The following is a 17070-nucleotide window of genomic DNA, read 5'->3' on the forward strand; positions in this document are numbered from 1 at the left end:
TGGGTCCGCATCTGGGAGCGCTCCCATCATGCATGGCGTCGGAGCGCGCCCCCACCTCCCCGAGGAGCCCAGACGTGAAACGACGCAGAACGACCCTGCTCGCCGCCACGGCCCTCCTCGCGGCGGCCCTCACCGCCCTGCCGGCGGGCCCGGCCGGAGCCGACGAGGTCGAACAGGTCAGGAACGGCACCTTCGACACCACCACCGCACCCTGGTGGACGACGAGCAACGTGACCGCGGGCCTGTCCGGCGGACAGCTCTGCGCGGACGTGCCCGGCGGCACGACCAACCGCTGGGACGCCGCCGTCGGCCAGAACGACATCACGCTGGTCAAGGGCGAGTCGTACAAGTTCGCCTTCACGGCGTCGGGTTCACCCGAGGGACATGTGGCGCGGGCGATCGTCGGGCTGTCCGTGTCGCCGTACGACACCTACTACGAGATCAGCCCCGAGCTGAGCACGTCGGGCAACTCCTATGCCTACACGTTCACTTCGCCCGTCGACACCACGCAGGGGCAGGTCGCCTTCCAGGTTGGCGGGAGTGCGGACGGCTGGCATTTCTGCATGGACAATGTGTCCTTGCTGGGCGGTGTGCCGCCGGAAGTGTACGAGCCGGACACCGGGCCGCGTGTGCGGGTGAACCAGGTCGCGTATCTGCCGGGTGGCCCGAAGAATGCGACGCTGGTGACCGCGTCGACGGCCGTGCTCCCCTGGGAGTTGAGGAACGCGGCCGGGGCGGTGGTCGCGCACGGGCGGACCGTGCCGCGTGGCACCGACGTGGCGTCCGGGCAGAACGTGCAGTCCATCGACTTCGGTGCGTACCGGGGGCGCGGCGAGGGCTTCACGCTGGTGGCGGACGGGGAGACGAGCCGGCCCTTCGACATCGGGACCGCCGCCTATGAGCGGCTGCGGCTCGACTCGTTGAAGTACTACTACACGCAGCGCAGCGGCATCGCGATCCGCGACGACCTGCGCCCCGGCTACGCCCGCCCGGCCGGTCACCTGAACGTCGCCCCCAACCAGGGCGACGCGAACGTGCCCTGCCAACCCGGCCTGTGCGACTACACACTTGACGTCACCGGCGGCTGGTACGACGCGGGGGACCACGGCAAGTACGTCATCAACGGCGGTATCTCCACCTGGGAGTTGCTGAGCACCTACGAACGCTCACTGCTGGCCCGCACCGGACAGCCGGCCGAGCTGCGCGACGGAACCCTCGCCATCCCGGAGAGCGGCAACAAGGTGCCGGACGTGCTCGACGAGGCGCGCTGGGAGCTGGAGTTCCTGCTGAAGATGCAGGTGCCGGACGGACAGCCGCTGGCCGGTATGGCCCACGACAAGGTCCATGACGAGCAGTGGACCGGGCTGCCGCTGCTGCCGAGCCAGGACCCGCAGAAGCGCGAGCTGCACGCGCCGACCACGCAGGCGACGCTGAACCTGGCGGCGACGGCGGCGCAGGCGGCCCGTCTGTACCGGCCCTACGACCGGGAGTTCGCGGCGAAGGCGCTCAGGGCGGCGCGGAAGGCCTGGGCGGCGGCGCTCGCACACCCGACGGTGTACCCGGACCCGAACGACGGCACCGGCGGCGGCGCGTACCCCGACGACAACGCCACCGACGAGTTCTACTGGGCGGCGGCCGAGCTGTATCTCACCACCGGGGAACGGCAGTTCGCGGACCACGTCGTCAACTCGCCCCTCAACACAGCCGACATCTTCGGCAGCCTCGGCTTCGACTGGGCACGGACGGCCGCCCTCGGCCGACTCGACCTCGCCACCGTCCCAAGCCGGCTGCCCGGCCGCGACAAGCTCCGCCGCTCGGTGATCGAGGGCGCGGACACCTACCTGACCACGCTGCACAGCCAGCCCTACGGCATGCCGTACGCACCGCCCGGCAACCTCTACGACTGGGGCTCCAACAGCCAGATCCTCAACAACGCGCATGTCATCGCCACCGCGTACGACCTCACCGGCGCCGCGAAATACCGTGACGGCGCGCTCCAGAGCATGGACTACATTCTCGGCCGCAACGCCCTCAACATGTCGTACGTCACCGGATACGGGGAGGCCAACTCCCACAACGAGCACAGCCGTTGGTACGCCCACGAACTCGACGCGAGCCTCCCGAACCCGCCGAGCGGAACCCTGGCGGGCGGCCCCAACTCGTCCATCCAGGACCCCTACGCACAGAGCAAACTCACCGGCTGCGTCGGCCAGTTCTGCTACATCGACGACATCCAGTCCTGGTCGACGAACGAGACGGCGGTGAACTGGAACGCGGCGCTGGCCTGGATGGCCTCGTTCGCGGCTGATCAGGGCTGACGTTCGCGTTCCACCAGTTCCCTCGGGCGCTTGTGCGCGGTGAGTGTGTGGAGTTCCGCCGGGTCCAGTGGCCGGTGGACCTCCACGTACTCGCCGTGCGGCAGCCGCTTGATCACGCCCGTCTCGCGGCCGTGCAACACCAGTTCCGCGTCCCGGAGTTGGAGGCCCAGGCAGATGCGGCGGGTGACGGCGAACACCGCCACCCGCACCATCCATGTCACCGTGTTGATCGACAGATGGAGGCGGGTCGCCACGATGTCGTTGCCGCCGCCTGCCAGCAGGATCAGGTAGAGGCTGATCCACGCGACGCCCAGGCCCGTGCGGTTGGGGCGGTTGCGGGGCCGGTCCAGGAGATGGTGCTCGTCTTTGTCGCCCGTCCGCCAGGACTCCAGGAACGGGTAGGCGCCGATGAGGACGAGGAGGAGCGGGAAGACCACGATCGGGATCAGTACACCGAGCACCAACGTGTGGCCCCACAGAGTGACTTCCCGGCCCGGCATCACACGGACCAGGCCCTCCGCGAAGCCCAGGTACCAGTCGGGCTGGGCGCCCGTGGAGACCTGGTCGGCGCGGTAAGGGCCGTACGACCAGACGGGGTTGACGGAGGCCACCGCCGCGAGGAGGGTGAGCGCGCCGAAGACCAGGAAGAAGAAGCCGCCCGCCTTCGCCAGGTACACCGGCATGAACGGGGAGCCCACCACGTTGCGTTCGGTGCGGCCCGGGCCCGCGAACTGGGTGTGTTTGTGGTGGACGACCAGGATGAGGTGGACGACCACGAGGGCCGCCATGATGCCGGGGATCAGCAGCACGTGCAGTGAGTAGAAGCGGGACACGATGTCGTGGCCGGGGTACTCGCCGCCGAACAGGAACGTCGACAGATACGTCCCGACGACCGGGACCGAGAGCAGCGCGCCGTCCACGAAGCGCATCCCCGTGCCCGACAGCAGGTCGTCCGGGAGCGAGTAGCCGAAGAGGCCCTCGAACAGGCCGAGGAACAACAGGGTCCAGCCGAACAGCCAGTTGAGCTCGCGCGGCTTGCGGAACGAGCCCGTGAAGAAGTGCCGCATCATGTGCGTCAGCATCGCGGCGATGAACACCAGCGCCGCCCAGTGGTGCAACTGCCGGACCAGCAGCCCGCCGCGCACGTCGAAGCTGAGGTGCAGCGTCGAGGCGTAGGCGTCGGACATGCGGATGCCGTTCAGGGGGACGTAACTCCCGTGGTACGTCACCTCGTTCATGGACGGGTGGAAGAACAGGGTGAGGTACACGCCCGTGAGGATCAGCACCACGAAGCTGTACAGGCAGATCTCGCCGAGCAGGAACGACCAGTGGTCCGGGAACACCTTGCGCAGGTACTGCTTGCCCAGCGCGTAGATGCCGAGCCGGCCGTCGAACCAGTCGGCGACGCGCTCGCCCCGCGAGGACTCGGAAGGGCCGGAAGGGGTGGTCACCGGTCCTCCTCGTCGTCCTTGTGAACGTGCGTGAGCTTCTCCGGGTTGGTCACGATGTAGACCCCGGACACCTGGTCGCCCTCGGGCGTGAGGTCCATGACCATCACCGCGTACGGCGCGTCACCCTCGAACAGCACGGCCGCGTCGTCGCCGTTGACCCGTCGGAAGTGGAGCTCCAGATCCTGCGGACGGCGCCTGCCCGCGAAGGAGTTGATGAGGCGGACCGCCTTGTCGCGGCCGTGCACCGGGCGCAGTCCCGCCGGCTTCCGGTTGCCCCCGCTGTCCGTCCAGACCGTGACGTCCGGCGCGAGGATCTCCATCAGCGAGGCGATGTCCCCACCGATCGCCGCCCGCACGAAGCGTTCCGTCGCCTCCCGCCGCACCCGGGGATGCGCCTCGTACAACGGCCGTCGCGCGTGCACATGGGCCCGCGCCCGGTGCGCGAGCTGCCGTACGGCGGCCGGGGTGCGCTCGATGATGTCCGCGATCTCCGTGTGGGCGTACCCGAACACCTCGTTGAGGACGAAGACCGCGCGCTCCAGCGGGCTCAGCGACTCCAGGACGACCAGCATGGCCAGCGAGACCGACTCGGCGCGCAGCGCCGGATCGACGGGATCGTCGGCCGGGCCGAGCAGGGGTTCCGGCAGCCACGGACCGACGTATGTCTCGCGGCGGCGGCTGATCGTGGCGCGGCGCTGCAGCGCGTGGTTGACGGCGATCCGGACGAGATAGGCGCGCCGGTTGGTGATGGTGTCGAGCGGGGAACGGCGGGCGCGCGCCGTCCAGGACAGCCAGGTCTCCTGGAGGACGTCGTCGGTGTCGGCGACGCTGCCCAGCATGTTGTAGACGAGGCTGAACAACAGCTCCCGATGGTCCATGAAGTCATCGGTCGCCTCTTCGGTGACAGCGAACTCGGACATACCCGCGCCTCCCCAGTGCGTGCTCACTACTGCGAGGGCTGCCGGGGGCCGGAATGTGACAGCCGAGCGGGCGAATGTGACGTACGTCTCTGCGCATCGGCGCCGTGTCACACCTGCCGGCCGCCCCGGCCTCTTGACCGCGAGTCCTACGCAAGGAGACCGACATCGTGTTCAAGAAGTGGCACGGCAACCCCTGGGCGATCCTCGTCACGCTCTCGCTCGGGTTCTTCATGACCCTCCTCGACCTGACGATCGTGAACATCGCGATCCCCCGACTCGGCCAGGATCTGGGGGCGTCCCTGGACGAGATCCTCTGGGTCGTCAACGCCTACACCCTGGCGCTGGCCGTCCTGCTGATCACCGGCGGGCGCCTCGGCGACCTGCGCGGCAAACGCAATCTGTTCGCCGCCGGAGTCGCCCTGTTCACCCTGGCCAGCCTCGCCTGCGGGCTCGCGCAGGATCCGGCGCAGCTCATCGGGTTCCGCGCGGTGCAGGGCCTGGGCGCGGCGCTGCTCATGCCGCAGACCCTGTCGATCATCACCGAGGTGTTCCCGGCCGACCGGCGCGGTGTCGCGATGGGCATCTGGGGCGCCGTCGCCGGTGTGTCCGGCGCGCTCGGCCCGATCCTCGGCGGGGTGCTCATCACTCATCTGTCCTGGCGGTGGATCTTCTTCGTGAACCTGCCGATCGGCGCGCTGGTGCTCCTGCTGACCATGGCGATCATCCCGGGCGCCCAGCGCACGGTACGGCGCCGCTTCGACACCCTCGGCGTCACTCTCGCCTCAACTGCCCTGTTCTGCCTGGCCTTTGGGCTGACGGAGGGGCAGCGCTACGACTGGAACGCCTGGATCTGGGGCCTGTTGGGCGCGGCGGCCGTGTTCTTCGCGGCCTTCCTGCTGCACGAGCGCGGACAGCAGACCGGCGAACCCCTGGTCCCTTTCTCGCTGTTCCGGGACCGGAACTTCACGCTCGTCAACTTCGTCGGCGTCACCGTGTCGTTCGGCGTGGTCGGCATGTTCCTGCCCCTGACGATCTATCTCCAGTCCGTGCTGGGCTTCAGCGCCCAGAAGGCGGGCCTGGTCCTGCTGCCCGTAGCCCTCGGCTCGTTCGTCATGGCGGGACCCGCCGGAGCACTCGCGGACAAGCTCGGCGGCAAGTTCATCCTGATGGGCGGGCTGCTCGCCTGGGCAGGCGGTCTGATCTGGATCGTCGGAATCGCGGACGTGGGCACGGGCTGGCTGACCATCGCCTTCCCGCTCTTCCTCACCGGCCTCGGCGTCGGCTGCACCTTCGCCCCCCATGGCCACCGAGGTCATGCGAGGCGTCCCGCCCCGGCTCGCCGGCGCTGCCTCCGGAGTCACCAACGCGCTGCGCCAGGTCGGTTCGGTGCTCGCCGGTGCCGTCATCGGCGCGGTGCTGCAAGCCCAACTGGCCTCTTCCCTGACCGAACAGGCACAGGCCCGGGCCAGTCAACTCCCCGCCGCCTACCGGGAGTCCTTCGTCTCCGCGTTCTCCAGGTCCGAGTCCGACATCGGCGCCGGGCAGCAGGGCCGCGCCCCGTCCGGTGTCCCGCACGGCATCGCCGAGCGCATGCGCGCCCTCGGCGGCCAGGTCTTCGGCCACGGCTTCGTCCACGCCATGGGACCCGCCGTGTACGTCGCCGTCGCCGTCCTGCTGACCGGCGCGCTCGCCTGTCTCGCCGTACGACGGCACCAGGGGCCGTCCGCCAACCCGCACGCCCTGCCCGTGTCCGGGCCCGAACTGGAGGAAGCCGCACGATGACCATCGACTTCACGCCCATGTACGCCTCCCACGACGCCTTCCGGCGCGACCTGGAGCGGCTCGCCGGGGCGATCGCGGTCGGCCGGGCGCACACCGCCCCGGTCCTCGCCGGGTGGGAGAACTTCAAGCACCAACTCCACGTCCACCACACCGCCGAGGACAGCGACCTGTGGCCGCGGGTCCGGACGCGGGTCGGCGGGCGTACGCGCGACCTCCGGATGCTCGACGAGATGGAGGCCGAACACGCCCGTATCGACCCGCTGTTGGCCGCCGTGGACGCTGCGCTGGCCGACCGGGCCTTTGAACTCGCTGATCTGGTAAGGGCGTTGTGGGCCACCCTTGACGATCACCTCAAGCACGAGGAGGACAGTGCGCTGCCGTTGATGGGGGAGGTGCTGACCGACGCGGACTGGGCCGCGTTCACCGGGCGGCTGCGGGAGACGCAGGGGCTGCGTGGGGCCGCGGTGTTCGTGCCCTGGCTCGTGGACGGGGTGTCGGCGGGGGATCGGGAACGGTTCCTGGGGGCGTTTCCGCCGCCGGTGCGGGTACTGAACCGGATTTTCTGGGAGGGGAGTTATCGGCGGCGGGGACTTTGGGGCGTCCGGAAAGTGCGGGCCGGTGGGGGCTGGTCGCGCAGTTCCCCGCGCCCCTAGAGGACCTGGCTTCGCCGGTCCATCTCATGACGCGTCGTGGAACACCAGGCCCAACGCGCACCGCCTGCCGGACCGTACCGTGCTCACCCCATGGCGCATCGCCCCCGCCGACCAGCCGCGCTTCGACCGTACCGGGCGGTCCCTCGTGGTGAACACCAGGCCGTGGCCCTGCCGCAGCGGGGTCGCGGTGCCGCGGGACTGGGCCCGGGGCCGCTGTTCGACCATCAGGAACTCGCCGCCCGTGTAGTCGGTGCCGTACTCGTCGAGACCGATCACCACCTGGAGCGGGAAGACCAACTCGCCGAACACATCGCGGTGCAGGGCGTTCCAGTCGCCCTCGCCGTAGCGGAGCAGGATCTGCGCCGAGCGGTCCTGACCGGCCTCGTGGCAGCGCGCGAGCCACTCGTCCAGGTCGTCCGGCCAGGGGGCCGGGCGGCCCAGGCGGGCCGCCCAGTCGCGGGCCATCGGCAGCAGCCGCGGGTAGAGCGCGGCGCGCAACGCGGCCACCGGTGCGGGCAGGTCATGCGTGAAGTAGCGGTACTCGCCGGAGCCGAAACGGTGCCGGGCCATGTCCACTGTGGTGCGGAACAACTCTGGTTTCTCGTACAGCGCGGACACGTCCCGGCACTCGGCGGGCGTCAACAGCTGCGCGGTCGGCGCGCTGCCGTACAGGTCCAACTCCTCTTTCAGAGCAGACCAGTTGGTGACATCCACGGGTACTTCCTCCCTCAGCCGAGCATCGGTTGCAGCGCACCCTCGTGCGTCAGCAGCAGCACCTTGTGCTCGACACCGGCGGCGTACCCCCGCATCGAGCCGTCCGCGCCGATCACCCGATGGCAAGGGCGCACCACCAGCAGCGGGTTGGCGCCGATCGCCGCGCCCACCGCCCGGACCTCGGCGCGCGGCACCCCCAGCCGCTCGGCGAGCGCGCCGTAGGTCGTCGTGGTGCCGTAGGGAATCTCGTCGAGGGCCCGCCACACCCGCTGCTGGAACTCCGTTCCCTCGGCGGCGAACGGGAGTCGGAAGCGGGTGAGGTGTCCGGCGAAGTAGGCCGAGAGTTGCCGGGCCGCCTCGGTGAAGGCCGGGTTGTCGCGGTGCTCGTCGGCGCCGGTGCCCGGGCGGTCCGCGAGCCGGAGGGAGGTGAGTTTCGTACCGTCGGAAGACTGTTCGCCGGTGAGGAGCAGTTCGCCCAGTGGGCTGTCGAGGCGTGTGCGGATGGTGTTCATACGGTCGAGTCTGCTCCGGGACGGCCGTCGGGTCCGGCGGTATTCGGACATGGCGCTGAGGCCCGCCCGGTACCGTCAGGCGTACCTCCTGACCTGGCGGTATTTACTGGTAAGTACCTGAGCGGTACCGTGAGGTCATGCCAGCTCTCAACGTGGAGTTCAGCGATCGCGAGCTAGAGGACCTGCGGCAGATCGCCAAGGAGCGCGGTACGTCGATGAAGGCCCTCGTCCGGGAGGCCGCCGCCGCCGACATCGCCCGGCACCGGGCGCTGCAGGAGGGCGCGGAGGCCTTCCGCCGTTTCTTCGCGACGCACGCCGACGAGTTCGCCGCGGCCTTCCCGGAGGACGAACCGGCGGCCAAGGGCGAGGGGCGGGTCGCCTGACGCATGCCCGCCATCCATATCGACGTGCCGTGGCTCCTCCAGCGCCATGAGGAGGTCCTGCCGGACCAGCCCACCATCAACGACTTCTCGGCGTTGGTGGCGGCCGTCGCCCGGCATCGCGTCGACCCGCCCCGCCTCGGTGTCGACTCCGACCCCGCCTGGCGGGCCACCGCCCTGCTGCACACCCTCGCCCTGCTCAAGCCGCTGCCGTCCGCCAACGCCCGCTTCGCCTGCGCCACGGCGGTCGCCTACATGTTCGTCAGCGGCGTCGGCATCGATCCGCCCTACGGCGCCCTCGTCGACCTGACCCGCGATCTCATCTCCGGGAAGACGGACGTGTACGGGGCGGCGGAACGGCTGCGCTCCTGGCAGATCTGAGCGTCACCGGTCCTCGTGCGCCGGTGACGTCTCCCCGGGTACGCCGTCTCCGGACGCGGCGAGGCTGCCGAGCAGGCTCAGCAGTTCCGCGCTGCGGCTGCCCGGCTCGGCGTGGAAGACGACCACGCTCAGGGCGTCCGTGCCCGGGATCTCGAACTTGTTCGACCGCAGCTCGAAGTCGCCGACCAGCGGATGGCTGAGGAGACTGGTCCGCCCGACCATCGGCCGTACCTCGTGCCGGCTCCACAGCAGCCGGAACCGCTCACTGCGCACGGACAACTCGCCCACCAGCTCCACCAGCCGCGGATCGTCGACGTCCGGACCGATGTGGCCGCGCAGCGTCGCCACGCCCTCGGCGGTCAACTCCTCCCAGTCGCGGCGCAGTTCGTGCTCGGCGGGGTCGAGGAACACCGCCCGCAACAGGTTCACACCCGGTACGTAGTTCGGGGACAGCGCCCGGGCAAGCGCGTTCGCCGCCAGACAGTCCGTGAACCGGTTCTGCACATACGCGGGATGACCCGACCAGGTGTCCAGCAGTTCGCGCACGCTCGCCGGCACCGCCTCCGGCTTCCTGGCCCGTCTGCGCGACGCGGCCGGCCGATCCGGCTGCGCCAGGCTCAGCAGATGGGCACTCGCGGCGGCGTCCAGGCGCAGCACCCGGGCCAGCGCCTCCAGCACCTGCGCCGACGGATTGCGGTCCCGGCCCTGCTCAAGCCGCAGGTAGTAGTCGGAGCTGATGCCGGCCAGCAGGGCGACCTCCTCCCGGCGCAGCCCCGGCACCCGGCGCAGCCCGCCGCCGCTCAGGCCCACGTCCTCGGGCCGGACCCGCTCCCTGCGGGCCCGCAGAAACTCACCGAGCGCGTTCTTACCGTCCACACGACCACCGTAGATCCGAATCCGCGCAGGTGGGTGTCCCCGTCACTACCAGGAACATCCGGGTACTGCCTGCCCGGCCGCGACGAGCGCAGAGTCGGTCACAGGACACCCCACCTACCGAAAGGCGCGCCACCATGGCCGACACCGTCTCCGGCGGCACCCTCACCCCCGCCGAGGGCCTCACCCTCACCCGCATGGGATACGGCGCCATGCAACTGGCCGGCCCCCACGTCTTCGGCCCGCCGAAGGACCGCACCGAAGCGGTGGCCGTCCTCCGCGAGGCCGTCGAGCGGGGCATCACCCACATCGACACCAGCGACTTCTACGGCCCGGTCGTCGTCAACGAGATCATCAAGGAGGCCCTCCACCCCTACCCCGACGACCTGCACATCGTGACCAAGGTCGGCGCCCGGCGCGGCCCCGACGGCAGCTGGATCATGTCCCGCCACCCCGAGGACCTCAAGGCGCAGGTCTACGACAACCTCCGCAACCTCGGGCTCGACGCGCTGGACGTGGTCAACCTCCGGCTCGGCGACCACGACACACCGGACGAGGAGTCGATCGGCGAGAAGTTCGGCGCCCTGGCCGAGCTGCGGAAGGCGGGGCTGATCCGGCACCTCGGGCTCAGCGTGGTCTCCGCCACGCAGCTGGCCGAGGCACAGGCCATCGCGCCGGTCGTGACCGTGCAGAACCTCTACAACCTGGCCAACCGGCAGGACGACGCCCTCGTCGAGCAGTGCGCCGCGGAGAACATCGCGTTCGCCGCCTACTTCCCGCTCGGCGGGTTCACCCCGCTGCAGTCGAAGACCCTCGCCGAGGTCGCCGCCCGGCTGGACACCTCGCCCCAACAGGTCGCCCTGGCCTGGCTGTTGCAGCGTTCGGCCACCACCGTCCTGATCCCGGGCACCTCGTCCCGCGCCCATCTGCGCGAGAACATCGCCGCCGCGGATCTGGTGCTGCCCGCTGACGCGATCGCCGAACTCGACACCATCGGCGGCGAGGCCGGGAACCGCTGACGGGAGGGCGGGGGTGGGCCGCCCCCGCCCTCGGGGCCGCCGACCGAGGGCGGGAGGAGCAGGGTCGGCGGCCGTTTGGCGCGGGAGAGCCGCCGTCCAGCGCGTGGCCTCCGAGAAGGGCCGGTTCCAGTGGACCGCGCGGTGCCGTGCGCCGGGAGCGTGCGCGACGCACCGGAGTGTGCGCATGGTTCACACGGGGCGCATGGAAAGCCGAAAGCCGGTGCCGGTGAACCGAGTTGCCGGCGCATCTGACTTTCTTTCAAAGGTATGGATGTTGCCCAAGTGCCTTGTTGGGTTCAGTGGGTTGTGCAAGGGTGAAACGCCCGCGCGAGGGTAATGCCCGGGGCTCATTCACCTGTTGATGAACCGAATCCGAGGAATCCACTCCGTGTCCATCCCTCCCCCTCCTCGTCCTCCTTACCCTCCGCCGGACGGCGGGGCTCCCGAGGAATCCGACGAGACCCTGGCCGCGCGGCTGCGGGGCCGTCCGGAGGGTGAGGCCGCGCATTCCGTCGCGCTGCTGATGGCGCGGCACTGGCAGCCGGTCCAGGATTACGCGGGAGTCTGCCTCGCCGCCACGGGCAGTGTCCCCGCCATGGCCACCGCGGCCGCCTTCCACCAGGTGTTCGACCGGCTGACGTTCGGCGAACACGGCACGGCCCTGCGGCCCCGGCTGCTGCTGACCGTGCGCGACACGATCCGGGAGTGGGCGGCGGAGGAGCGAATAGCCGGTGTTCTGCCGGACCTGGAGAAAGCCTCCGGGGGCCGCGCGATGCGTTCTGCCAAGTCCATGACAGCCGAAAATCGCAAGCTCGCCGAGCGGTCTTTCCAGACCCTTCAGCCCTTCGCCCAGTGTCTGCTGTGGCACACCGAGGTCGAGGCCGAGTCGATAACCGTGCCGGCGGCACTGCTCGGCATGGATACCGACACCGCGTCGGCCGCTCTCCAGCAGGCGCGCGAAAAATTCCGCGAGGGCTGTGTACGCGCCCACCGGGAACTCGCGCCGACCAAGGATTGCCGCTTCTACAACCGTCTCCTCGACGTTCCGATTCGACGCGGCGGCGCACTGCTGCCCGATGTCCAGCAGCATCTGTCCCAGTGCCGCTACTGCCGATTCGCCGCCGAACAACTGAGTTATTTCGAAGGCGGACTGGGAGTCCTCCTCGCAGAGGCGGTCCTCGGCTGGGGAGCCCGCCCCTACCTCGCCTCGCGCCCCGGCCGCGCCCGCCCCGACACCCGGACGCGGACCGCCGCCCGGCACGGCGGACACGGCGGCGGCTCGGGACGGCACCGTCTGCTCTCCCGGCTCCCCGCGCCCGGCCGCCGCATCGTGGACGCGGCCAGGTCGCCGCGATCGTCCCGCTCGTTCTTCGTCGGTGCCGGACTGATCGGCGCCGGAGTCGTCGCGAGCGTCGTCGCCGTCAGCCTGTGGCCCGACCACGGCGGCACCGCCGACCCGGTCGCCTCCACCAGCGGGAGCGGACACGTGTCAGCGTCGGCGCCCGGCACGGCCCGGCTCCCCGCCGTACCCCGGGAGACAAGGCTGCGCAACGCCGCCGCCGACCTGTGCCTGGACATCCGGGGCACCGTGAAGGCCGGCGCCGACACCGTTCTCGCGACATGCTCCTCGGCCGGGACCCAGGAGTGGTCGTACGGGACCGACGGCCTGTTGCGCAGCGTGGCGGACTCCGGGCTGTGTCTGGACTCGCACGCGGACGCCGGTGTCGTCGTCCTCGGCACCTGCGCGGACGCGGAGGCCAAGCGAGGCAACGACGTCCGCTACGACCTCACCGTGCAGGGAGAGTTGCTGCCCCGCTGGGACTCCGGGCTCGCGCTCACCTCGACCACCAAGGACCCCGGCGCCGACATCGTCCTCAAGGTCCGAGACGGCTCCACCTCACAGCGCTGGCTGACCGACTCGGTGTCGGCCAGCCCCGGTTCACTGTCGATCGCCGGCACGGGAGCCCCGTCCCCGCGCCCCGCGCACAACGCGGACCGGCTCAGCTGACGACATCACGCGGCCGCCTACCCGTCAGGAAACCGGCCGCGTTCTGTACGGCGGCCAGTGCGATCCGGACGACGGTCTCCCGGGTCACACCGCCGACGTGCGGCGAGAGCACTACGTTCGGCGCTTTCAGCAACCGCAGTGCGGGGGTGGGCGGTTCGGGGTCGAAGACATCGAGTCCCGCACCTGCCAGGGCGCCCGCTTCGAGGGCGTCCGCCAGCGCGTCCTGGTCGATCAGGGCGCCCCGCGCGGTGTTGATCACGAACGCGGTCGGCCTGAGCAGCGCCAGCCGTTCGGCGTTCAGGAGATGCCGGGTCTCGTCGGTGAGCGGCGCGTGCAGGGTGACGTAGTCGGACAGGCGCAGCAACTCGTCCAGCGGGACATGACGGGCGCCGCCGAGCCGCGCCGTCGTTTCCTCGGGAACGGGACGCCGGCCGGCGTAGACGACGGTCATGTCGAACGCGGCTGCCCTGCGGGCGACTTGCTGTCCGATGGCACCCAGTCCCACGATGCCGAGCGTCTTGCCGGACAGCTCGGTCAGCGAGCTCTGCAGCCGGGGCAGCGCCCAGTCGCCGTCGGCGAGCGCGGTGTGCGCGGGGACGATCCGCTTGGCGAGCGCCAGCATCAGGGCGAAGGTCTGCTCGGCCACGTTCTGTTCCTCGGCGCCGCTGGAGCCGATGTTGCAGACGAGCACGCCTTTGGCCCGCGCGGCGTCAAGGTCGACGTAGTCGAAGCCGTGGCTCGCGCACTGCACCAGCTCCAACTCCGGCGCTGCGGCGAGGTGTTCGGCGGTCACGGGGGAGAGCGCGGTGATCACGACGTGCGCCGCGCGCAGGGCCGCAGGGTCCTCGTCCACCGCCTCCACGACGGTGACGTGTATTTCGTCGGGCAGCAGTGTCGCCAGTCCGGCGCCCGCCGTACGACCGCCGATGTGGGGTGGGACGACGGCAAGGACGTTCTTTGTGGGGGGCATGCGGAATCCTCGTCGCGGTCGGGGTGTGTGCCTCAGGAGCGGGTGGTCGACTCGTCCAGGACGCGGGCCAGTTCGCGGGGCCGGGAGAACATCGGCCAGTGGCCCGTCTCCATGCGGACCAGCTTCCAGCGCCCGCTCGCGACCAGTTCGTCCGCGGGGGTCGGCAACTCGTCGCCGTCGAGCAGGCACTTGACGTAGGTAGCCGGGAGGTCTGCCAACGGGCGGGCGAGGACCGCCGGTTCGGTGAGGGTGGCACCGGGGTGCGGGGTCCCGTCGGTGACGATGCGGGCGATCTGCTCGTCCGTGAGGTCCTGACCGGCGAAGTCGGCCGGGTCCGGGGGCGGCCAGACACCACTGTTCTCGGCGAGGGACTTTGTGATGTGGTCACTCGGGAAGCTGTCCAGGAACGACTCTCCGTCCACCGGCACGTTCGAGTCGACGAACACCACACGGGCCAGCCGGTCGCCGATCCGCTCGGCGGCCTGGCCGACAGGGACCCCGGAGTAGCTGTGCCCGACCAGGACGACGTCCCGGAGATCGAGGCGCTCGACCTCGTCGACGATGTCCTGGACATGGGTCTGCTGCCCGGCCGGAACGCCCTGCTTCTCCGCGAGCCCGGAGAGGGTGAGGGCATGCACCTCGTGCCCGGCCGCGCGCAGCTCGGGCACCACCTCGTCCCACGCCCACGCACCGAGCCACGCGCCTGCCACCACAACGAATTGAGTCATGGGGCAAACGTAAACGGTGGGTCTGACAACGGCTCTCCGGGGCGGATCAGAGGGCCCGCGCGACAGCCCGGACCGGCGCGCCGTCCGCCCCCGGCAGCCGTAGCGGAAACAGGAACAGCTCCACATCCGGGACAGCCACCAACTGCTCAAGCCCCGTGAGGTTCTCGGCGATCACTCCGCCCGCGCCGCACAGCACGCGATGCGCGGGCAGGCCGAAGTCGGCCGTCGTATCGCCTGGTTCGGGCGTCGGATCGACACTGAGCGCGTCGACCGCGACCGTACGGACGCCCGCGCCGACGAGGACTTCGGCGGCCTCCGGGGTGAGCCACGGGTGGGCGAGGTAGTGGTCGGTGCCCCAGTGTGCCGACCAGCCGGTGGCGAGCAACAGCGGCGAACCCGGGCGCAGTCGACTCAGCGCAGGCACCAGCAGTCCGGGCGTGATCGGCGCCCTGGCCGGCAGCCCCCGTACGTCGGCCACCACCGCGTGTCCGGCGAAGCGGTCCAGGGGCAGTTCGTCGAGGCGGGGCCAGCTGTCGTCCACGTGGTAGGGGGCGTCGACATGGGTGCCCGACTGTGAACCCAGGTGCAGGCGAAGGACGTTGACGCCGTCCTGGGGGACGGTCAGGGCGGGGGAGACCTCGACGGCCGGGTCACCGGGATACACGGGCATCCCGGTGACGACGGGCACCGACAGGTCGATCCAGGCCGGCATCAGCTGCTCTCGGCGGCCAGCGCGGGAGCCACCGGTGTCGCTCCGGGTCCGGTGATCGGCGGTACCGGAACCTCGACGGTACGGGCCAACCGAGCCCCTTCCGGCCCGTACACCGCGCGGGGTTCGGGGAAGAGCCTGAGCAGCGACAGGAACAGCACGGCGGCCACCGCAAGAGACAGCGGCAGGCTGATGTCGACTCCGTTCGCCAGGTCGCCGAGCGGGCCGACGAACTGCCCCGGGATGTTGGTGAACAGCACGCCCACCACGGCGGCCACCCACCAGGCGGTCATGCCGCGCCAGTTCCAGCCGTGTGAGAACCAGTAACGCCCGCCGCGCTGACGGCGGTTGAAGACCTGGAGGGCGTCCGGGTCGTACCAGCCGCGCCGGGTGTAGAAGCCCAGCATCATCACGACCATCCACGGGGTCGTACAGGTGATGATCATCGTGGCGAAGGTGGAGATCGACTGCACGAGGTCGAGGCCGAAGCGCCCGATGAAGATGAACGCGATGGACAACACGCCGACCAGCAGTGTCGCCTGGACCCGTGACAGCCGGGGGAACACGGACGAGAAGTCGAGCCCGGTGCCGTAGAGCGAGGTCGTGCCCGTCGACATGCCACCGATCAGGGCCAGCAGACAGACCGGCAGGAAGAACCAGCTCGGCGAGATCGCGAGCAGTCCGCCCACGAAGTCGGGGGCCGACGGGTCGACGTACTTGGGTGCCTTCGTGGCGATGATGCTCGCGGTCGCCAGACCGAAGACGAACGGCAGCAGCGTCGCGATCTGGGACAGGAACGCGGCCCCGATCACCTTGCGGCGCGGGGTGTTCGCCGGGATGTAGCGCGACCAGTCGCCGAGGAACGCGCCGAACGACACCGGGTTGGAGAGCACGATCAGCGCCGCGCCGATGAACGACGGCCAGAACAGCGACTGGGTCGCCGCGTCCGCCGAGGACGTGAAGACCCCGGCGTACGACGGGTCGAAGTCACCGGCGAAGGCGATCGCGCCGAGGAGGAACAGGACCGTCGCGGAGGTCACGGCGATCTTGTTGACGAACAGCATGAACCGGAAGCCGTAGACGCAGACCGCGAGGACAAGTCCGGCGAACAGCGCGTACGCGACGACGTATGACAGCGTGCTCTGCTCCAGGCCGAACAGCCGGTGCGCCCCGCCGACGAGGGCGTCGCCGGAGCTCCACACCGAGATGGAGAAGAACGCGACGGCGGTGAGCAGGGACAGGAACGAACCGACGACCCGGCCGTGTACGCCCAGGTGCGCGGAGGAGGCGACCGCGTTGTTCGTGCCGTTGACCGGGCCGAAGACCGCCATCGGGCACAGGATCAGGGCGCCCACGACGACTCCGAGGAGCGTGGCCGCGAGGCCCTGCCAGAAGGAGAGGCCGAACAGGATGGGGAAGGCGCCGAGGACGCAGGTGGAGAAGGTGTTGGCGCCGCCGAACGCGACCCGGAACAGGTCGAGCGGGGTGGCGGTGCGGTCCGCGTCGGGTATGCGCTCGACGCCGTAGGTCTCGACCTCGGTCAGGGACTGGCTCGGCGCGGCGGGGGAGGGGGCGGGCTGCGAGGACAAGGGGGCTCCAGCGGGGGACGGCGGTGGAGCGCGGGTTGGCGCGGTGGCGGTGGGACGGCTGTT

16 protein-coding genes and 1 pseudogene are annotated in these 17070 nt (G+C 70.4%); 8 read left to right on the forward strand and 9 right to left on the reverse strand.

From position 1 onward, the window contains the following. Nucleotides 1-74 precede the first annotated feature (74 nt). Nucleotides 75-2318 carry a glycoside hydrolase family 9 protein gene (locus tag ACFXC1_RS03550; RefSeq protein WP_381238190.1) on the forward strand — a complete coding sequence of 748 codons (2244 nt, stop codon included), beginning with the start codon at nucleotides 75-77 and terminating at the stop codon, nucleotides 2316-2318. Here the strand turns inward: ACFXC1_RS03550 and qcrB are convergent. After that, the gene (gene qcrB, locus ACFXC1_RS03555; RefSeq protein ID WP_381238193.1) at nucleotides 2309-3769 is read right to left on the reverse strand and encodes a cytochrome bc1 complex cytochrome b subunit; all 1461 of its coding nucleotides are present in this window, start codon (nucleotides 3767-3769) and stop codon (nucleotides 2309-2311) included. The two genes, ACFXC1_RS03550 and qcrB, sit on opposite strands and share 10 nt — an antisense overlap. Continuing rightward, nucleotides 3766-4689, reverse strand: coding sequence for an RNA polymerase sigma factor SigJ (gene sigJ, locus ACFXC1_RS03560; protein ID WP_381238196.1), 924 nt, complete (start codon nucleotides 4687-4689; stop codon nucleotides 3766-3768). Before sigJ ends, qcrB begins: the two co-directional genes overlap by 4 nt. 230 nt (nucleotides 4690-4919) lie before the next feature. On the opposite strand from sigJ, the pseudogene ACFXC1_RS03565 reads away from it, so the two are divergent. The 3 genes and pseudogenes from ACFXC1_RS03565 to ACFXC1_RS03575 all read left to right on the forward strand — a co-directional run. Further along, nucleotides 4920-5927, forward strand: a pseudogene (locus tag ACFXC1_RS03565) (DHA2 family efflux MFS transporter permease subunit); the annotation flags it as partial. A gap of 61 nt (nucleotides 5928-5988) precedes the next feature. Beyond that, complete coding sequence (locus ACFXC1_RS03570; protein WP_381239491.1) at nucleotides 5989-6471, forward strand: hypothetical protein; 483 nt, start codon at nucleotides 5989-5991, stop codon at nucleotides 6469-6471. Beyond that, complete coding sequence (locus tag ACFXC1_RS03575) at nucleotides 6468-7124, forward strand: hemerythrin domain-containing protein (protein ID WP_381239426.1); 657 nt, start codon at nucleotides 6468-6470, stop codon at nucleotides 7122-7124. Before ACFXC1_RS03570 ends, ACFXC1_RS03575 begins: the two co-directional genes overlap by 4 nt. Before the next feature lie 24 nt (nucleotides 7125-7148). On the opposite strand, the gene ACFXC1_RS03580 is transcribed toward ACFXC1_RS03575, so the two are convergent. After that, nucleotides 7149-7838: a 2OG-Fe(II) oxygenase gene (locus tag ACFXC1_RS03580; protein ID WP_381238199.1), complete on the reverse strand. Its 690-nt coding sequence runs from the start codon at nucleotides 7836-7838 to the stop codon at nucleotides 7149-7151. 14 nt (nucleotides 7839-7852) lie between these two features. Next, entirely contained in the window at nucleotides 7853-8350 is a 498-nt protein-coding gene (locus ACFXC1_RS03585; protein WP_381238202.1) for a methylated-DNA--[protein]-cysteine S-methyltransferase, read from the reverse strand. Nucleotides 8351-8487: 137 nt separating this feature from the next. On the opposite strand from ACFXC1_RS03585, the gene ACFXC1_RS03590 reads away from it, so the two are divergent. Both ACFXC1_RS03590 and ACFXC1_RS03595 read left to right on the forward strand, forming a co-directional pair. After that, a complete protein-coding gene (locus ACFXC1_RS03590; RefSeq protein ID WP_019068554.1) occupies nucleotides 8488-8733 on the forward strand; it encodes a hypothetical protein in 246 nt (81 codons plus the stop codon). A 3-nt stretch (nucleotides 8734-8736) separates the two neighbouring features. After that, nucleotides 8737-9111, forward strand: coding sequence for a hypothetical protein (locus ACFXC1_RS03595; RefSeq protein WP_019068555.1), 375 nt, complete (start codon nucleotides 8737-8739; stop codon nucleotides 9109-9111). Between the two features lie 3 nt (nucleotides 9112-9114). Here the strand turns inward: ACFXC1_RS03595 and ACFXC1_RS03600 are convergent, their stop codons facing one another. Then, nucleotides 9115-9987 (reverse strand): helix-turn-helix transcriptional regulator, encoded by an 873-nt coding sequence (locus tag ACFXC1_RS03600; protein WP_381238207.1) that lies wholly within the window; start codon nucleotides 9985-9987, stop codon nucleotides 9115-9117. A 134-nt stretch (nucleotides 9988-10121) separates the two neighbouring features. Here ACFXC1_RS03600 and ACFXC1_RS03605 point away from each other — a divergent pair, with 134 nt between their 5' ends. Then, nucleotides 10122-11003, forward strand: coding sequence for an oxidoreductase (locus ACFXC1_RS03605; RefSeq protein WP_381238210.1), 882 nt, complete (start codon nucleotides 10122-10124; stop codon nucleotides 11001-11003). Nucleotides 11004-11391: 388 nt separating this feature from the next. Next, nucleotides 11392-13011 carry an RICIN domain-containing protein gene (locus tag ACFXC1_RS03610; protein ID WP_381238213.1) on the forward strand — a complete coding sequence of 540 codons (1620 nt, stop codon included), beginning with the start codon at nucleotides 11392-11394 and terminating at the stop codon, nucleotides 13009-13011. On the opposite strand, the gene ACFXC1_RS03615 is transcribed toward ACFXC1_RS03610, so the two are convergent. The 4 genes from ACFXC1_RS03615 to ACFXC1_RS03630 are packed head-to-tail and all read right to left on the reverse strand — an operon-like array spanning nucleotide 13004 to nucleotide 17007. After that, nucleotides 13004-13981, reverse strand: coding sequence for a 2-hydroxyacid dehydrogenase (locus ACFXC1_RS03615; RefSeq protein WP_381238216.1), 978 nt, complete (start codon nucleotides 13979-13981; stop codon nucleotides 13004-13006). The genes ACFXC1_RS03610 and ACFXC1_RS03615 overlap by 8 nt on opposite strands. A 32-nt stretch (nucleotides 13982-14013) precedes the next feature. Next, nucleotides 14014-14709, reverse strand: coding sequence for an alpha/beta fold hydrolase (locus ACFXC1_RS03620; protein WP_381238219.1), 696 nt, complete (start codon nucleotides 14707-14709; stop codon nucleotides 14014-14016). Nucleotides 14710-14755: 46 nt separating this feature from the next. Beyond that, on the reverse strand, nucleotides 14756-15421 hold the full coding sequence (locus tag ACFXC1_RS03625) for a cyclase family protein (RefSeq protein ID WP_381238222.1): 666 nt from the start codon (nucleotides 15419-15421) through the stop codon (nucleotides 14756-14758). Beyond that, nucleotides 15421-17007, reverse strand: coding sequence for a purine-cytosine permease family protein (locus tag ACFXC1_RS03630; RefSeq protein WP_381238225.1), 1587 nt, complete (start codon nucleotides 17005-17007; stop codon nucleotides 15421-15423). The genes ACFXC1_RS03625 and ACFXC1_RS03630 overlap by 1 nt, the downstream gene beginning before the upstream one ends. Nucleotides 17008-17070 lie beyond the last annotated feature (63 nt).

This window comes from Streptomyces hokutonensis, assembly GCF_042751305.1.
GTDB lineage: Bacteria > Actinomycetota > Actinomycetes > Streptomycetales > Streptomycetaceae > Streptomyces > Streptomyces hokutonensis_A.

What these genes read in the sequence shown, in the direction of transcription:
- sigJ (WP_381238196.1), bottom strand. Translation starts at nt 4,689, where the DNA reads ATGTCCGAGTTCGCTGTCACCGAAGAGGCGACCGATGACTTCATGGAC.
- ACFXC1_RS03570 (WP_381239491.1), top strand. Translation starts at nt 5,989, where the DNA reads ATGGCCACCGAGGTCATGCGAGGCGTCCCGCCCCGGCTCGCCGGCGCT.
- ACFXC1_RS03575 (WP_381239426.1), top strand. Translation starts at nt 6,468, where the DNA reads ATGACCATCGACTTCACGCCCATGTACGCCTCCCACGACGCCTTCCGG.
- ACFXC1_RS03585 (WP_381238202.1), bottom strand. Translation starts at nt 8,350, where the DNA reads ATGAACACCATCCGCACACGCCTCGACAGCCCACTGGGCGAACTGCTC.
- ACFXC1_RS03590 (WP_019068554.1), top strand. Translation starts at nt 8,488, where the DNA reads ATGCCAGCTCTCAACGTGGAGTTCAGCGATCGCGAGCTAGAGGACCTG.
- ACFXC1_RS03595 (WP_019068555.1), top strand. Translation starts at nt 8,737, where the DNA reads ATGCCCGCCATCCATATCGACGTGCCGTGGCTCCTCCAGCGCCATGAG.
- ACFXC1_RS03605 (WP_381238210.1), top strand. Translation starts at nt 10,122, where the DNA reads ATGGCCGACACCGTCTCCGGCGGCACCCTCACCCCCGCCGAGGGCCTC.
- ACFXC1_RS03615 (WP_381238216.1), bottom strand. Translation starts at nt 13,981, where the DNA reads ATGCCCCCCACAAAGAACGTCCTTGCCGTCGTCCCACCCCACATCGGC.
- ACFXC1_RS03620 (WP_381238219.1), bottom strand. Translation starts at nt 14,709, where the DNA reads ATGACTCAATTCGTTGTGGTGGCAGGCGCGTGGCTCGGTGCGTGGGCG.
- ACFXC1_RS03625 (WP_381238222.1), bottom strand. Translation starts at nt 15,421, where the DNA reads ATGCCGGCCTGGATCGACCTGTCGGTGCCCGTCGTCACCGGGATGCCC.